This is a genomic window from Glutamicibacter arilaitensis Re117 (assembly GCF_000197735.1).
GTDB classification, from domain to species: domain Bacteria; phylum Actinomycetota; class Actinomycetes; order Actinomycetales; family Micrococcaceae; genus Glutamicibacter; species Glutamicibacter arilaitensis.
Window position 1 is genome coordinate 1827484 of the sequence record NC_014550.1, and the last position, 15566, is coordinate 1843049.

At 60.8% G+C, this 15566-nt stretch carries 15 protein-coding genes and 1 pseudogene; 10 read left to right on the forward strand and 6 right to left on the reverse strand.

The window, feature by feature from the left end; genetic code table 11:
- Positions 1-66: 66 nt before the first annotated feature.
- Positions 67-987 (reverse strand): phosphoserine phosphatase SerB, encoded by a 921-nt coding sequence (gene serB / locus AARI_RS08780; RefSeq protein WP_013348946.1) that lies wholly within the window; start codon positions 985-987, stop codon positions 67-69.
- A 189-nt stretch (positions 988-1176) separates the two neighbouring features.
- On the opposite strand from serB, the gene AARI_RS08785 reads away from it, so the two are divergent.
- The 5 genes from AARI_RS08785 (at position 1177) to AARI_RS08805 (ending at position 5224) form a co-directional block, all read left to right on the forward strand.
- A complete protein-coding gene (locus AARI_RS08785; RefSeq protein WP_041648736.1) occupies positions 1177-1962 on the forward strand; it encodes an ABC transporter ATP-binding protein in 786 nt (261 codons plus the stop codon).
- A gap of 29 nt (positions 1963-1991) precedes the next feature.
- On the forward strand, positions 1992-2789 hold the full coding sequence (locus AARI_RS08790; RefSeq protein ID WP_013348948.1) for a sulfite exporter TauE/SafE family protein: 798 nt from the start codon (positions 1992-1994) through the stop codon (positions 2787-2789).
- Between the two features lie 4 nt (positions 2790-2793).
- A complete protein-coding gene (locus tag AARI_RS08795) occupies positions 2794-3627 on the forward strand; it encodes a TrmH family RNA methyltransferase (protein WP_013348949.1) in 834 nt (277 codons plus the stop codon).
- Between the two features lie 146 nt (positions 3628-3773).
- Positions 3774-4031 (forward strand): type B 50S ribosomal protein L31, encoded by a 258-nt coding sequence (locus tag AARI_RS08800; RefSeq protein WP_013348950.1) that lies wholly within the window; start codon positions 3774-3776, stop codon positions 4029-4031.
- A gap of 137 nt (positions 4032-4168) precedes the next feature.
- Positions 4169-5224 carry a lipoyl protein ligase domain-containing protein gene (locus tag AARI_RS08805; RefSeq protein WP_013348951.1) on the forward strand — a complete coding sequence of 352 codons (1056 nt, stop codon included), beginning with the start codon at positions 4169-4171 and terminating at the stop codon, positions 5222-5224.
- Between the two features lie 12 nt (positions 5225-5236).
- Here the strand turns inward: AARI_RS08805 and AARI_RS08810 are convergent, their stop codons facing one another.
- The 3 genes from AARI_RS08810 to AARI_RS19255 all read right to left on the reverse strand — a co-directional run bounded on the left by AARI_RS08810 (position 5237) and on the right by AARI_RS19255 (position 9002).
- A complete protein-coding gene (locus AARI_RS08810) occupies positions 5237-5992 on the reverse strand; it encodes an MBL fold metallo-hydrolase (protein WP_013348952.1) in 756 nt (251 codons plus the stop codon).
- Between the two features lie 155 nt (positions 5993-6147).
- Complete coding sequence (gene pepN, locus AARI_RS08815) at positions 6148-8796, reverse strand: aminopeptidase N (RefSeq protein WP_041648738.1); 2649 nt, start codon at positions 8794-8796, stop codon at positions 6148-6150.
- 26 nt (positions 8797-8822) lie between these two features.
- Complete coding sequence (locus AARI_RS19255) at positions 8823-9002, reverse strand: FCD domain-containing protein (protein WP_081461131.1); 180 nt, start codon at positions 9000-9002, stop codon at positions 8823-8825.
- A 119-nt stretch (positions 9003-9121) separates the two neighbouring features.
- Between AARI_RS19255 and AARI_RS08820 the strand changes: the two genes are divergently transcribed.
- The 5 genes and pseudogenes from AARI_RS08820 to AARI_RS08840 all read left to right on the forward strand — a co-directional run bounded on the left by AARI_RS08820 (position 9122) and on the right by AARI_RS08840 (position 12786).
- A complete protein-coding gene (locus tag AARI_RS08820; protein WP_013348954.1) occupies positions 9122-9682 on the forward strand; it encodes a hypothetical protein in 561 nt (186 codons plus the stop codon).
- 257 nt (positions 9683-9939) lie between these two features.
- The gene (locus AARI_RS08825; RefSeq protein ID WP_041648739.1) at positions 9940-10419 is read left to right on the forward strand and encodes a hypothetical protein; all 480 of its coding nucleotides are present in this window, start codon (positions 9940-9942) and stop codon (positions 10417-10419) included.
- Positions 10420-10809: 390 nt separating this feature from the next.
- A pseudogene (locus AARI_RS08830) lies at positions 10810-11310 on the forward strand (DMT family transporter); the annotation flags it as partial.
- Positions 11307-12245 (forward strand): dihydrodipicolinate synthase family protein, encoded by a 939-nt coding sequence (locus AARI_RS08835; RefSeq protein ID WP_013348956.1) that lies wholly within the window; start codon positions 11307-11309, stop codon positions 12243-12245. The pseudogene AARI_RS08830 and the gene AARI_RS08835, both read left to right, overlap by 4 nt.
- 94 nt (positions 12246-12339) lie before the next feature.
- The gene (locus tag AARI_RS08840; protein WP_013348957.1) at positions 12340-12786 is read left to right on the forward strand and encodes a VOC family protein; all 447 of its coding nucleotides are present in this window, start codon (positions 12340-12342) and stop codon (positions 12784-12786) included.
- A gap of 58 nt (positions 12787-12844) precedes the next feature.
- Here the strand turns inward: AARI_RS08840 and AARI_RS08845 are convergent, their stop codons facing one another.
- The gene (locus AARI_RS08845; RefSeq protein ID WP_013348958.1) at positions 12845-14860 is read right to left on the reverse strand and encodes an acyl-CoA dehydrogenase family protein; all 2016 of its coding nucleotides are present in this window, start codon (positions 14858-14860) and stop codon (positions 12845-12847) included.
- Between the two features lie 46 nt (positions 14861-14906).
- Positions 14907-15566, reverse strand: coding sequence for a TetR/AcrR family transcriptional regulator (locus AARI_RS08850; protein ID WP_013348959.1), 660 nt, complete (start codon positions 15564-15566; stop codon positions 14907-14909).

Here is a 15566-nt window from a genome sequence, read left to right on the forward strand (position 1 = left end):
TAGAACAACCGATCAAGATATCGAAAGCCCAGATCTGCAAAATCGTTATGCAGTTGTTGGATTTCACTAAGCCAAATCATCGAGAACTAGGTCAGCGATCACATCCAGCCAGGCAAAGTCCAAGCGGACATCTGCCTCGTTGCGCAGAGCAGGCTTCGCATTGAACGCAATGCCCAACCCGGACGCTGCAACCATCGCGAGATCGTTGGCTCCGTCGCCGGCGGCAATGGTTGCCTCCAATGGAATCTGGTGTTCCTCGGCCCAACCGCGCAGCATGGTTTCCTTCATTTCACGATCCACGATCTGGCCGTGAACGGTGCCATCGAGCACTGCGTCGGTGATGCCCAGGGTGTTAGCCAGCGCGTGATCCAGATCCAGCTGTGCAGCCAGCGGATCCAGGATCTGCTGGAACCCGCCGGAAACCACGCCCACCTTGTGCCCAGCGGCATGGAAGCGCTGGACCAGGCTCTGGGCGCCCTCGGAGAAGATGATGCGCTTGCCTACCTCGACCAGGACCGTATCTGGCAGGTCCTTGAGCGTTGCAACGCGCTGAATCAAGGACTGGGCGAAGTCCAGTTCACCGCGCATCGCGGCCTCGGTGACTGCGGCTACCTCTTTTTCGCGTCCGGCGTGGGCGGCCAGCAGTTCGATGACTTCCTGCTTGATAAGGGTGGAATCAACGTCCATGAGCAACAGCAGCTGGGGAGCATTGGTGAGTTCCGCAGGGACTGCCGCGAGGCACAAGTCGGCGTAATCAAGTGATCCGCCGGCCACTAGGGCATCGACGAATTCAGCGGCGGCCTGCTGCAACTGTGGATGGTTGGCCTGTTCAATCTGGAACTTGGCGACCAGCCGCTGCCCACTGGTTTTGATCGAGTTCTCATCTGCTTTGGAGATCAGCCCTTGTGCTGCCGCTTGCTGCAATACAGCAATGAAGTCGGTGCGGGAAAGTGCTGGACGGGAAACGAATACCAATGATGAAGCCATGCAACCATTTTTCATTGTTCTGTGCATTACGACCAAACATGACGTGCTTGCATATCAATTGGTTACCGGGAACCAGGGAGTCAGGTGCCTTTGCCGTTGAACGCAATACAGGTCAATCCGGCGATTTTTAGGCCTCGTTCGGCATTTCCAATTAGTGAAACAGGGGTGAAAAGTCTAATCTTGAATACCATGAGCGAAGTGCTAACTTTCAAAGATGTCAGCGTTGTACGCGGGCGAAAAGACCTGCTCAAGGACGTGTCCTGGGAAGTCAAAGAAGGACAGCGGTGGATTGTGATCGGCCCGAATGGCGCCGGCAAGTCGACCTTGATGAATATTGCGGCCACCCGGCTGCACCCTACCCGCGGTACCGCGGACATCCTTGGCGAGCGCCTGGGCAAGGTTTCGGTCTTCGATTTGCGTCCGCTGATCGGCCTGAGCTCCGCTCTGGTGGCCAATTCCATTCCAGCCAATGAAACCGCGCTGAACGTGGTGCTCACTGCCGCTTATGGCATGACCGGGCGCTGGCGTGAAAAGTACGAGAAGCTCGATGAGCGCCGTGCATTCCACCTACTGCACAACTGGGGCATGTCTACCTTCATGAACCAGCCTTTCGGCAAGCTTTCCGAGGGTGAGCGCAAGCGCGTGCTGATCGCTCGTGCACTGATGACCGACCCTGAACTGCTGATCCTCGATGAACCAGCAGCGGGCCTTGACCTTGCAGGTCGTGAAAGCCTGGTTGGCAAGCTGGCTGAACTGGCTGCCGACGAGGATGCGCCGGCTTTGGTTCTGGTTACCCACCACCTCGAAGAGGTACCAGCAGGCTTCACGCACATCATGATGATGCGCGATGGCCAGGTTGTGGCTGCCGGCGAAATCGAATCCACGCTGAACGAAGCGAACCTGGAAGCTACCTATGGCATGGCACTGAGCCTGCGCCATGAAGGCGGACGCTACTCGGCATTCGCACGTAGCTAACAGCAATATCTATAAGGGGAAAACTCCACGTGATCGAATTTTGGCGTGAAGCCCTGGTCTTCCTAGGCGGACTGTGGGCTGGAACTATCAACACCGTTGTCGGTTCGGGCACGTTGGTCACCTTCCCCATACTCGTGGCGTTGGGCACGGCTCCGGTTAATGCCGTGGTCTCCAATGCCATGGGTTTGGTTGCTGGCGGCTTCTCCGGTGCCTGGGGGTATCGTCGAGAAGCCGCCAGCGTCAGGAAGACGCTGCTCAAGCTCGTCCCAGTTTCACTGGTCGGCGGCTTGATCGGCTCCCTGCTCCTTTTGAACCTGCCTGAGTCGGTGTTCGGTGTTGTCGCACCGGTTCTGCTGGTCTGCGCGCTGGTGCTGGTGATCTTCCAGCCTCGCCTGTCCAAATGGGCCGAGACCCGCCAGGCCGCTTCCGGCGGTACGGACCCCGATGATGCGGACCGCGCTAAGATTCCGCTGATCCTGTACATCCTGGTGTTCATCATCGGTGTTTACGGCGGGTACTTCACCGCGGCACAGGGCGTGCTGCTCATGGCCGTCTTCGGCGTCTTCCTGCATGCCTCCTTGCAGCAGTCCAACGCCATCAAGGTGATCCTTTCCTTGATCGTCAATCTGGTGGCCGCCGCAATGTACCTGGTCATCGCCCCGGAACGCATTCACTGGATCATCGTCTTGCTGATTGCCGTCGGCTCGCTGATTGGTGGATTTGTTGGCGCCAAGATTGGCCGCAAGCTTTCCCCGGGCCTGCTGCGCCTGGTTATCGTGATCCTGGGCCTGGTCGCCCTGGGCAACATGCTCTACAAGTTGGTGTAGGTTCGTGCCTGAAATCCTGAATCCAGAACGGATCATGCAGGTCGCTGACCTGTCCGATGCCCGCCTTGATGAATACCTGCGGCTGTCCGAAGCGCACCTGCGGATGCGCACCGATGTCGAAAACGGCCTGTACATCGCCGAGAGCACCAAAGTAGTGCAGCGCGCGATCAATGCCGAGCACGTGCCACGCAGCTTCTTGCTGGCCGAAAAGCATTTGGATCAGCTGGTGGAAGAGTTCAATCGATTCCCTGACGCTCCAATTTTTATTGGCGATGATCGCCAGCTTGAGGACTTGGTGGGCTTCCACCTGCACCGCGGTGCGATGGCTTCGATGAATCGTCCTGAGCCGCTGGATCTTAGCCAAGTGCTTGAAGCCAGCTCGCGGGTTGCCATCTTAGAAGACATTGCCGACCACACCAACCTTGGCGCCATTATTCGTTCTGCTTCCGGGCTGGGCGTTGACGCGGTGCTGTTGACCCCTAAATGCGTGGATCCCTGGTACCGGCGCAGTGCGCGCGTTTCCATGGGCACGGTCTTCGACCTGCCTTGGGTGCGCATGCTTTCGTGGCCAGAAGATATCCGGACCTTGAAGCAGCACGGCTATCAGATGCTGGCCATGGAACTGACCGACGATGCGATTCCGCTGAATGAAGTCCAAATCACCGCAGGCCAGAAAGTCGCTATGATCTTGGGCAATGAAGGCCGTGGCGTGACCGCCCAAGCTCTGGAAGCCGTGGACCAGACGGTGATCATTCCGATGCACCGCGAGGTCGACTCGTTGAACGTTGGTGCCGCTAGTGCGATTGCCTTCTGGCACTTGTGCTCGGCGCCACGCTAAGACGGTTTCGGGGCTCAGGCAATTTGCGATAGGATGGACTGTCTGTGTATCGAGGTTTCTTCACCGAGCCTTGAATGCGGGCACAATTTCCGAGTAAGTAGCTGCTGGCAAAATCCAGTGGCCATTAACAATAAAGGTGTATAGCTATGAAGGCTGATATCCATCCACAGTACGGCCCAGTTGTCTTCAACGACCTGGCGTCCGGCGAAAAGATCCTGACCCGTTCGACCGCTAAGTCGGACAAGACCATCGAATGGGAAGATGGCAACACCTACCCAGTAATCGACGTCGAAATCTCGGCTGCTTCGCACCCGTTCTACACCGGCAAGCAGCGCATCATGGACACCGCTGGTCGTGTCGAGCGCTTCAACGCCCGCTTCAAGGGCTTCGGCGGCAAGAAGTAATAACTTCGCCCCAACGCAAGCTTATTACGGCGTGCTTCCTTCGGGAAGCACGCCGTTGCTGCTTTAACCAGCATTCGTGCCAGACAGAGCCGACTTGGGTGATTCGACCAGCTCACGCTCGGCGATAGAATGGAGGCATGATGCATCATGGCGAATACAAGGTAGTCGGTGGCAAATTAGTTGTTGTGGATTTGGATACCGCCGATGGCGTGATCACTGACGTTTCATTGAACGGCGACTTCTTCCTTGAACCCGATGACGCACTTGAAGACTTGAATGACGCGCTCCGCGGATTGCCGGTAGACGCCAGCAACAGCACCATTCGCGATGCAGTGAATCAGAACCTGCGCGAGGGTGCGGTGATGTTCGGCTTCGACGCTGACGCCGTGGCCCGCGTGGTGCGCCGCGCCCTGGGCCACGCGACCAAGTGGGAAGACCACGAATGGGAGATCCTGGCCCCGGAAATCATCCCGATTACCGAGCAGGTGGCCCTCGATGAGGTGCTTACCCGCCAGATCGCGAAGGGTACGCGCAAGCCGACCATCCGCTTCTGGGATTGGAACGAAGGCGCGGTAGTCATTGGATCCTTCCAGTCGCTGAAAAACGAAGTGGACATGGAACAGGCGAACAAGCATGGCATCCAGGTAGTCCGCCGCATTTCAGGCGGAGGAGCGATGTTCATGGAAGCGGGTAACTGCATCACCTATTCGCTCTACGCCCCAGAATCTCTGGTCGATGGCATGAGCTTTGCCGATTCCTACCCGTTCCTTGACGCGTGGGTTATGGAAGCCCTGGAGAGCATCGGCCTGAAGGCCCACTACAAGCCGTTGAATGATATTGCCACGCCCGCAGGCAAGATCGGCGGCGCGGCACAGAAGCGCCTGGCCAACGGTGCGATGCTGCATCACGTGACCATGAGCTACGACATCGATGCACAGAAGATGACCGACGTGCTGCGCATCGGCCGCGAAAAGATTTCCGACAAGGGCATCGCCTCGGCCGTCAAGCGCGTGGATCCGCTGAAGTCCCAGACCGAGCTGGAGCGCATGGAAATCATCGAGATCATGATGGACACTTTCGCCAAGCGCACCGGGGCAACCCGCACCCAGCTCGATGAAGCCTCCCGCAAGGACGCCCAAGAGCTGGCCGAGACCAAGTTCGCTACCGAGAAGTGGACTGCGCGCGTTCCATAAGCCTGCAGGTGCTCAACGCGGGTTGCGTGCCAGTGCGGCGTGCACCGCTTCAGCCGGTTGGCAGTGCAGTGCCTTGCCATGGCCGGGCAGGATCGAGTCGGCGTCGAGGCCATCGAAGGCCGTAAGGGCTTGATAGGCCTGCTGCCGCTCGTGGTGGAACATAGGGTGCAGCATCTGCGCCCCGGTGGTGGTACTGAGCGCGTGGCCGGAGATCAGTGCATCTCCGGAGATAAGTACCTTTGCATCCGGCAGGTGGAATGCGCTGTGGCCAGGAGTATGACCTGGTGTAGGCACGGCCACCGGTGCACCGGGCAGTGCGGCAAGTTGCTGGGTTGTCCAAATTTTTGCTTCAAGAACCTTGGTTCCCTCGGTGCCTCCGACAGTGAGTACATGGCGCATCCATTTGAATACCCGAGGCTGCCACGCGCGGACCAGGATTTGCACGGGGGAGACTTGGAAGCGTTCTTCCCCGGTCATCTGCGTATGCTCGGCGTGAGAGCTCAGCACCGGAACACATAATTCCGAGGCGAAGTAGGCTGCCGCTCCGGTGTGGTCCACATGCCCGTGGGTGATCAGCATGGCCGCGGCATCCTTGACCGAAAGGCCAAGCCGCCTAATTGAGTCGAGCACCAGCGGCACATCCCCGGGGTAGCCTCCGTCAATCACCGTGTAGACTCCATTGTCTTCCAAGATGATCCAGTTCGAGGCCGGACCTTCAACCATGTAGGTGCCTTGGGCATGCTCGGTGATGTGGAACTGATGTGGCAAGAGGACTCCTGGATCTATCAGGCGAAGTTCGCTGGCGGCGCGATGCCCTCAGTATGCCAGCGGGCCAGGCTCCGAGAAAGGGCCGGGTAAATGCACCACGCCCGGTTCCGCTTAGACGAAGCGGAACCGGGCGTGGATTGATCTCCCCAGAAGAATTAGCCTCTGGTGCGGCTGTAGGCCTGGGCCTTCAGCGAGCGTTCCAGCTCGGCACGTTCCTCCAGCAGGATGCGCTTCAGGGCCGTTGGCGCGCCTTCATGGCGTTCGAGCCAATTGGTTGAGGCAGCCAGTGCCTGGTTCTGCTCAACTGCCCCATCCAGATCCTGGTGGCCTGGGAATAGGCCTTCGATCACGCGGGTGGCGAATTCCATGCCCATGGTCTCGAAGACCGGAAGCACCGCGGCCCAGTAACGCTGTTCGAATGGTGCCAGCAGCGCAGCTGATCCCATGGTGAAGCCCAGTGCGGTGGCCGAAAGCGCATCGTTGGACAGCTCGCCCTGCTCATCGCGGGCCATCAGCACGGTGTCGAAGGCGGTTTCCTTCACCTGTGCATCCGGGCGTGCGGCCAGCGCGGTGCGCACCGCGTTCAGAGCCACACTGGTTGGCTTCGCTTTGGCCGCTTCATGCATGCGGGCCTCAGCAGCTTCATCCAGCCGGCCTGCCGCGGCCAGCGCAATGTAGGAAGCCCACAGCAGCTGCTCGTCTACGGTGACTTGGTACTGGTTCGGCTGCTCGCCAAGGAAAGCATCGATCACTTGGCCAGCCACTCCGGCGCGGGCCAAGCGGGCCAGGGTACGCGCGGTGGTGGTCTGCTGATCGCTGCCGGACTCGAATTCGGTCAGCCAGCCGGTGAGCACGCCAGCGGCGCGGGTGCGCAGTTCGGCGCGCAGCTCAGGGGCCGCATACTTGGAAATCGAGGTGATCAGCTGGTCGGTGAGCACGCCGAAGACGCCTGCGTCGGTGACCGTGTGCGCGTGGTCCAAAATGGCCTGCACATAGCTTTGGGCATCCAAGGTGGCTGAACGCACCGCATCCCACAGCGAAGCCCAGCAAGTGGCGCGCGGCAGCGAGTCGGTCAGGCCCGAGAGATGAGCGAGCAAGGTGGCCCGCGAAACCTGGTCGAACTCAATCAACGCATAGGTTTCATCGCCATCATTGGGCAACACCAGGTCCGGGACCTTGGAACCTACAAGGAAGTCCAGGGCTGCCGATTCGCCGGCCAATTCCACACGCGCGGAGTCGCTGCGGCTCAGCTTGCCATCGGCCAGCTGGTAGGCGCCCACAGAGAGCACATGCGGGCGCGCGATCTTTTCACCGGTGACCGGATCGGTGCCGGACTGGATCAGCGATGCGGCGGTAATGGTGCCGGCTTCATCGGTATCGTACTGCACGTGCAGCTTGGGCACGCCACTGGTCTTCAGCCACGCCTCGGCCCAGGCACCCATATCGCGTCCGCTGGCCGTTTCCAAAGCCTCGAGGAAATCATCCAGCGAGGTATTGGAGTAGGCATGCTTGCGGAAGTAAGCGCGGGCGGCGTCGCGGAAAGCGTCGGCTCCAACGAAGGCAGCCAGCTGCTTGAGCACGCTGGCGCCCTTGGCGTAGGTGATGCCATCGAAGTTCTGGTCCGCGGCCAGCAGGTCCGGGATGTCAGCGACAATCGGGTGCGTGGTGGGCATCTGGTCTGCCACATAGGCCCAGGCCTTGCGGCGGGCGGCGAAGGTGGTCCAGGCGGTGGTGAAGTCGGTGGCCTCGTCATTGGCCAGGGTGCCAATGTAGTCCGCGAAGGATTCCTTCAGCCACAAATCATCCCACCACTTCATGGTGACCAGGTCGCCGAACCACATGTGCGCCATTTCGTGCATCAGGGTGTTGGCGCGCTGCTCGTGCTGCGCCTCGGTGGCCTGGGAGGTGAACACGTAGCGTTCGGTGAAGGTGACCAGGCCCGGGTTTTCCATGGCGCCGAGGTTGTATTCGGGCACGAACGCCGAGTCGTACTTGCCCCATGGGTAGGGGTAGTCGAAGAGCAGGTGGTAGTAGTCCAGGCCCTGGCTGGTGAGCTTGATGATCTCTTCACCATCGAAATGCTTGGCCAGCGAGGCGCGGCAGGTGGCGGCCATCTCGATGCTCAGCTCTTCGCCGTCCTCCAGCTTCTGGATGTGCTCGCCGCGCACCACGTGGTACGGGCCGGCCAGCACTGCGGTGATGTAGCTGGAAATGGGGGGAGTCGGGGCGCAGGCCACGGTCTTGGTGCCGTTATCGTGCAGTACCTCATCAACGATCGGCTGGTTGCTGGCCAGGTGCCAGGCGGCCGGTCCGGTCAGGGTGAAGCGGTAGCTGGTCTTCAAGTCTGGTTGTTCGAAGCAGGCGAAGACGCGGCGGGCCTCGGAAGGTTCGAATTGGGTGTAGAGGTAGGTCTGCCCATCTTGCGGATCCACGAAGCGGTGCAGGCCCTCTCCGGAGCGCGAGTACAGTGCCGTACCGGTGATCTTCACGGTGTTGGGCACGTCGGTGCGCAGGTTATCCAGGTAGATGCGCGCGTCGAGCACGGCGCTGTCCAGGTCGACCGCGGTGCCGTTGACCAGCACTTCGTCCACGGATTCGTGGATGAAGTCGATGAAGGTCTCGGCCCGCTTGGAGCTGAAGTTCAGCGTGGTGATTGAGCTGTATCCGGAGGCGGAAGAATCGGTGGCGTTGGAGACATCGAGCTGGATTTCGGCGAAATGCCAGTCGATGTTCTGTGCGCGCCAAGCCGCTTCATCGCGCCTGAGGTTTTCATTGGGTGCATAGCGTTCTAATGTGTCCACCATCCCAGCTTAGCTGTGAAACGAATGCTTTAGGGTTTTATCTGGGAAACTTCTCGCTGGGCCAGCAGTGTGCGGATGCCGTGGAAGTGCCCGGAGATCAGCTCGCGGGCGGTGTCCACGTCCTTGCTGCGCACCGCATCGAGGATATCGCGGTGATCCTGGGCGGTTTTGTCCGGCTGGGTGTGGTGGTGGGAACCGCGATTTCCCATCCGGCCAGCATCACCGGTTGGTTCGACGCCGCCCTGCGCGCCTAGGCATTTTCACCGGGGCTGGTATCTGACCTACGCTTAAGCGCAGAACCTAATTCCTGCAGAATCGGAGATACCCCGTGGACGTCTTTATCAAAGGCCCTTCCAAGCGCGATGTAGCTGGCATGAAAGCGGCCTTCGGCGAGGTGGCGGCCGGAGACGTGATCTCGGTGCTGTACAAGACCACCCGCTTTGGCAACTTCCTGATCACTGGTGCCGCGCACGCCACCGTGCTTGATGACGTGATGGTCGGCGGGCTGAACGCAGCCGCGGCCAAGAAGAAAGCCAAAGACGCTGATGGTGGGGAAACCATGGCCCGCCAGCCCGATAAGGATGTTCGTGCCTTCCCTGCAGTCTTCGAGGGCGAATTCGCTCCCGAGGACATCGAGGTTTCCGAGCTGTCCCACGGCGACCTGGTCGTTGCATCTTTCAGCCAGGAACCTTACGGCGATTTCGTGATCACCGGTGTGGTCACCGAAGCAGAAAATGATCGCAGCTACCTGATGGTCGGTCCGTGGATCCTGCAGACCGCAGAAGAGGCGGCGCCGAGGCTGCTTTCGGTGCAGCGTGTGGCTGCCAATGGCACGCATGTGGCCCCGGTGCCTACGCTCCGCGGCTTGGTCGAGGTCGACGGCTTGTAACGAGCAAAGAGTCCGACAGGCCCCAGTGAATGAAATTATTTTTCATTCACTGGGGCCTGAGCTCTTATATGAGTCGTCGGGGCGCAGCGAACTGATTATTGCTTTTAGAACCTACGAGGCGCGCGCATGATGACGACTAACTTAGCCAACTGAATCGCCACGCGTTTCGTGCCGCTTTATCTTGGGCTTTCCAGACGGGCTCAGGATGAGTCTTATTTGTCCTTCCTAATCGCTACGATCCGGATATGGATAAGGTGATGGACTCAATCGGGCAGCTGCGCTCAAGCAGGAAGTTCAACTGGTTTAACGCCACCGAGCTTGATGCCCTCTTGGAGGAGGAAGTGGCCCCGGAGGAAATCTGGTGGGGCACTAGCCGGCATGACGAGTTGCATAAGCTCGAATCGGTGGCCCAGATCCCCTCAATATTGCGCATGGTCCTTGAATGGGGAGAAAACTATTCCTTTGAAAACGATCCGATGACCAAATATGCCCAGGGCACCAAGCTCGTCGACGGGAACTACACTTTGGAGCTCGCTGTCGTTGGCCATCAGGCGTGCAACATCAGGATCGGCTACGGTGCAGACCCGGACTGCCTGTCGAGCCATCCTGATGCGGACGTGGAATTCGAAAGCCCGCAATCCCTGAGCATCGCCCAGGTCACCGAAGTGCTCGGCCAGTGGTTGCTAGGCCGAGGTCTTCCCTCCGGGTATGGCGGCAGCATCCATATCTACGGGTAGCACCGAATACTGAAAACAGTAGTGGGAAACCTTCTGGCATCCTGAGTAGCAGGACAATGCCGCAATGCTGGCGAAGACCTTGCCGGACAAAACGGAGTTGATGATCTTAGGTCCTGTCCTCGACCCTCGGACCTCGCAGCCCTACGAAGACCAGACGCTTTAGCCGGCCCCTTCGCATTGGACCTAGCCACGCAGCACCTGGCCGATGATCTCCACTCCCTGGCTGAAGGCTCCGGGATTCGGGCCAGCAAAGTTCAACCGCAGATAGCGTCTGGTCGGCTCGGCTGGGAACCAGCTGTCGCCGGCCACGATCGCCACACCGCGCATTTCGCAGTCGCGCACCAGTTGTGCTGGATTAGCGGTATCGGGCAGCCGAACCCACAAATTCAGTCCGCCCTGGCGTTTGCCGCCGTGCAAGGCGGTGGTCTTGGCGGCCTGCACACAGCAGACCTGTTGCTCTTCGGCGCCGTACTGGCTTGCGCCATCGGCTACGCGGAAGGCGGCCTGCTCTCGCGCGAGCTCGGCTCGTGGCAAACAATCTCTTGGGCGCTGGCTCTCGCCGCTCCGGTGATGTTGACGCTCACCGCCAACTGAGCGGTGCAGCACCCGCCCACAGCAACGCCGGGCGAGTGGGTGGCCTTCGCCTATCTCGGTGTAGTGAGCTTGTTCCTGGGTTTCATCGCGTGGTATCGCGGACTGGCTATCGGTCCCATGGCGCAGGTCAGCCAGGTGCAATTGGCGCAACCGGTGATGACCATCTGCTGGGCAGGTCTGCTGCTGCACGAACGCATCGGTTGGCCTACCGTCGTGGGCGGTTGCGCGGTCATCCTCTGCGCATTGCTCGCCGTAAGATCGAGGAACCAACGCATCACCGAGGAGAACCGAGCATGACTTTGGCAGCGAAAAGTACCGCAGGACCAGCAACTGCGTGGACTGGGCTCAGCGCCTTCCCGCTTACGCCATTGCGAGATGACCGGCTCGACGAGGCGGCGTTCATTGGCCTGGTGCAGCGACTGGCCCGGGCCGAGGTGGATTCGATTACCGTGCTGGGCTCAACTGGTTCGTACATGTATCTGGATCGCGCCGAGCGACGGCGCGTGATCGAGTTGGCCGTGCAGCATGCGGATCGGATCCCGGTGCTTGCCGGCGTGGGTGCACTGCGCACTTCCCGCGTCCTGGAACATATTGACGATGCCCGGATCGCCGGTGCCGTCGGCGTGCTGCTTGCCCCAGTGGGCTATCAGCCGCTGAATGATGATGAGGTCTTCGCCTTGTTCAAGGCAGCCAGTGAACACAGCGACGTGCCGGTAATTGTTTATGACAATCCCCGGACCACCCACTTCTCCTTCAGCAATCGGCTCTACGGGAGGATCGCGCAACTGCCAGGGATCGTGTCAATCAAGATTCCAGGGGTTCCCGCCGATCCGGTAAAGGCCAAGGAGCATGTAGCGGCGATTCGTGCGGTGCTGCCCGAGCACGTGGGCATCGGTGTATCGGGCGATGCTTTAGGGGCAGCTGGCTTGATCGCAGGATGCAACGCGTGGTTTACCGCGGTGGGAGGAACGATCCCCGGCCCGATGGTTGGGATTACGCGTGCGGTGCAGGAAGGCGACCCGAAAAAGGCGCTGGCGATCTCGGCCAGACTGGAGCCGCTGTGGGAGCTGATGGCACAATGCGGCGGGAGCCTTCGGATCAGTGCCGCCATCGCCGAGCACTTCGGCTGGGTTGCTGAAAATTGCTTGCCGCTGCCGGTTCAGGCGGTGAGCCCAAAGCAGCGGGAACTGGTAGCCAAGGTGGTGGCCGACCTTTCTCTGGGGGCAAGCTAGTTTGCAAGTTGCCGAAAGGCAGCTGGGTTCTGGTTCGCCTCCCTCCAAGCACGTAAGCTGAAGCCCATCTTCGATCGAGAGCGAGCCGAGTCCGATGCCACGAATAATCCGCTTTGACCACATAGGCGTGACCGTTTCCGATCTTGATCTGGTCACCGAGTTCTTCACCAGCCTGGGGTTGGAAATTGAAGGCCGGGCCAACGGGCTTGAAGGAGAGTTCTTGGAGACCGTGTGCGCGGTGCCCGACTCGCGCACGAACATCGTGATGCTCAAGGCTCCCGGAACAGATGTGGGAATCGAGCTGTCCAGTTTTGAGAAGCCTGGGCATCTGCCGGGCAACCCTAAGGTGATGGCCAATGAGCTGGGTCTGCGCTCCATCGCCTTCGAGGTCGATGACCTGGATGCGATCCTCAACCAGCTGGCGGCCGATGGCTATGGCCTGGTCGGGGGAGTCGGCCAGTACCAGGGAGCCTGGAAGATGGCCTACGTTCGCGGACCAGAGGGAATCATTGTCGCGCTGGCCCAGCGTTTAGATGATTAAGCAGGCAGATGCCCGTACCCAAGAAGTTCTTGGGTACGGGCATCTGCCAGGCTAGGGGTTAGCCCTTGGGCTTCTGCAGCGACTTCTCGCTGATTGGCGCGTCATCGCTGGCGCGCAGCTTGCGGAAGTACTCCATGGCCTCGTCCTGGCGCTCGGCTTCGCCGCCCGAGGAGATGTCCGCACGCAGGTGGTCCTGGGTGTAGGCGAAGGCCTCGACCAGGTCCTGGGCATGCGGGCGCAAGCGGGCCAGCAGGCGATTGAGGTAGCCAGGCAGGGTGCGAGCACGCTGCATGGAGAGCAAGCCGTTGGACAGGTACCAGCCCAGGTCATCTTCGATCAGGCTCAGGGCGAACACATCGCGCAACCAGGTCAGCACCTCCTTGGTGGCCGCATCCGAGGTATTTTCCAAGGCGGCGGTGAACGCTTCCCAGCGCAATAGCTGGCCATGATCGCGGGCGGCGGAGATCAGCAGGTCCTGGTTCTCATTGAATGCCGCAGCGCCCTTGGCCTTGTCCTTGCCAGCAGTGCGCAGGGCGCCGGCAACTTCTGCCACCTTGGCCTTGATGCGCCCGGTGAGCAGCGCGCGCTGGTTGTCCGGGTCCTTGAAGAAGTTGGCGCTCTTGCGCTCATCGGAGATATCGGCGAAGGCCTGGCCGACGCTGCGCAAGCCCGAACGGTGCAGCGCAGTGGTGCCCACCTGCTTGGCCACGTACAGGGCCATCGCGCCGGTGTCGAGCTTGCGGAATTCCGCGGCGTAGTCGGTGAGCAGGCGCTTGCCCACCAGCTGCAGCAGCACGTTGTTATCGCCCTCGAAAGTCACGTAGACATCGAGGTCAGCGTAGAGCTGGGTGAAGCGATTCTTGGCGATGTACCCGGCGCCACCGCAGGCCTCGCGGGCCTCCTGCAAGGTGTCCAGCGCATCCCAGGTGCTCAGCGGCTTCAATGCAGCGGCCAGGGTTTCCAAATCCTGGCGGTCCGTGTCGGTGTCTTCGCGGCCGGAGAAGACCGCGTCGAACTTCTCCAGCAGCCCATCGTGGGCGAAGGAGGCAGCGTAGGTGCGGGCCAGGCGGGTGATCAACCGGCGCTGGTGGCGCTGGTAGTCCAGCAAGGTGGTTTCCTCGGTGTCCGAGGTGGAGTTGAACTGGCGGCGCTGGTTGCCGTAGGTGATCGCGATCTGCAGGGCGATCTTCGAGGCGTTGGTGGCGGCGCCATCAAGCGATACGCGGCCCTGGACCAGGGTGCCGAGCATGGTGAAGAAGCGGCGTCCCGGGGAGGGAATCGGCGAGGAATAGGTGCCGGTTTCATCCACGTTGCCGTAGCGGTTGAGCAGGTTGGTGCGCGGCACGCGGACGTTGGTGAAGTGCAGACGGCCGTTATCGATGCCGTTCAGCCCGCCCTTCAGCCCGTCATCTTCGCCTCCGATGCCTTCAAGGAAGTTGCCTGCTTCATCGCGGATCGGCACGTAGAAGCAGTGCACGCCGTGGTTCACGCCCTTGGTGATCAGCTGCGCGAAGACGGTGGCGGCCTTGCCGTGCAGGGCGGCGTTGCCCAGGAATTCCTTCCAGGCGGCCTTGAACGGAGTATGGATGACGAACTCATCGGTGGCTTCGTCGTAGGTAGCGGTGGTGGCAACTGCGGCCACATCGGAGCCGTGGCCGATTTCGGTCATGGCGAAGGCGCCGGGGGTGTCCAGGTTCATCGCCCCTGGCAGCCAGGCCTTGTGGTGCTCTTCGCTACCCAGGTGCAGGATCGCCCCGGCGAACAGGCCCCACTGCACACCGGCCTTGATCTGCAGCGACGGGTCGGCGGCGACCAGTTCCTCGAAGGCGGCGATGGAACCGCCGTGGTCATTCTGTCCACCGAATTCAGTGGGAAAGGCGCGCTGGACGGCTTCCTGCTGCACCAGGATGCCCAGCTGGCCCAGAACGCGTTCGCGGTGCTCATCCATGCCCAGCAGCGGGTCGCGCTGCAGCTGCGGATCCGCGGCGCGGGCGCGGGAGGCCTTGCGGATTTCGGCATAAGGACCGAAGAGCTGTTCGGACAGGGCGTTGACGTTGATGCGGTTCTCGCTCATGACGTACCTTTCATTCAATGGTGAGGCAGGGATGGATGCTGGTAATTCAGCGGGTCGTTGGTGCATTGGTGGAAGCGATGCCGTAAGCCAGCCAATTGGTCAGTTCTTCGGCCAGCGATTCCAAGCTCGGTTTCTGCTCCGAATCCGGTTGGCGCAGCCAGCGTTCGCCGGCGGCCCGAACCATGCCCAGGGCCGCGCGCGGCCACAGGTCCAAGGTGGCGGTGGTGGCTTGCTGGTCGTAGAGCCTGAGCAGGCGTTCACTGATCAAGGCGGAGGCTTCTTCGAAGAAGGTGGTCAGCGCCCCGGCTGCTTCATCTTCGGCCGAGCGCGGAGCGCTGGTGACGAAGAAGTAGAGGTTCGGGCTGTTGGTGGCCAGCTCCAAGTAGGCGGAGACCATGGCATGCAGCGCGCTTCCTTCATCTTCCTTGGCTTGGCCTGCGGCGATGACGCGTTTGCGGAAGTCGTTGATGACCATGGCGCTCAGTGCCTGGCGCAGGCCTTCCTTGTCGCCGAAGTACCGGTAGTACACCGGCTTGGAGGTCTTTGCGTGTCCGGCAATGTCCTCCATGGAGACCTGGGGACCGAGCTTGTGCACGGCTTTGCGTGCCAATTTGAGCAGTTCCTCGTGGCGCGCGGTGCGATGCGCTTCCCAGCGAGCTGCCCGGCCGTCGGTCTCGCGGTCGATTTCCTCAGTGATCTTGTTCAC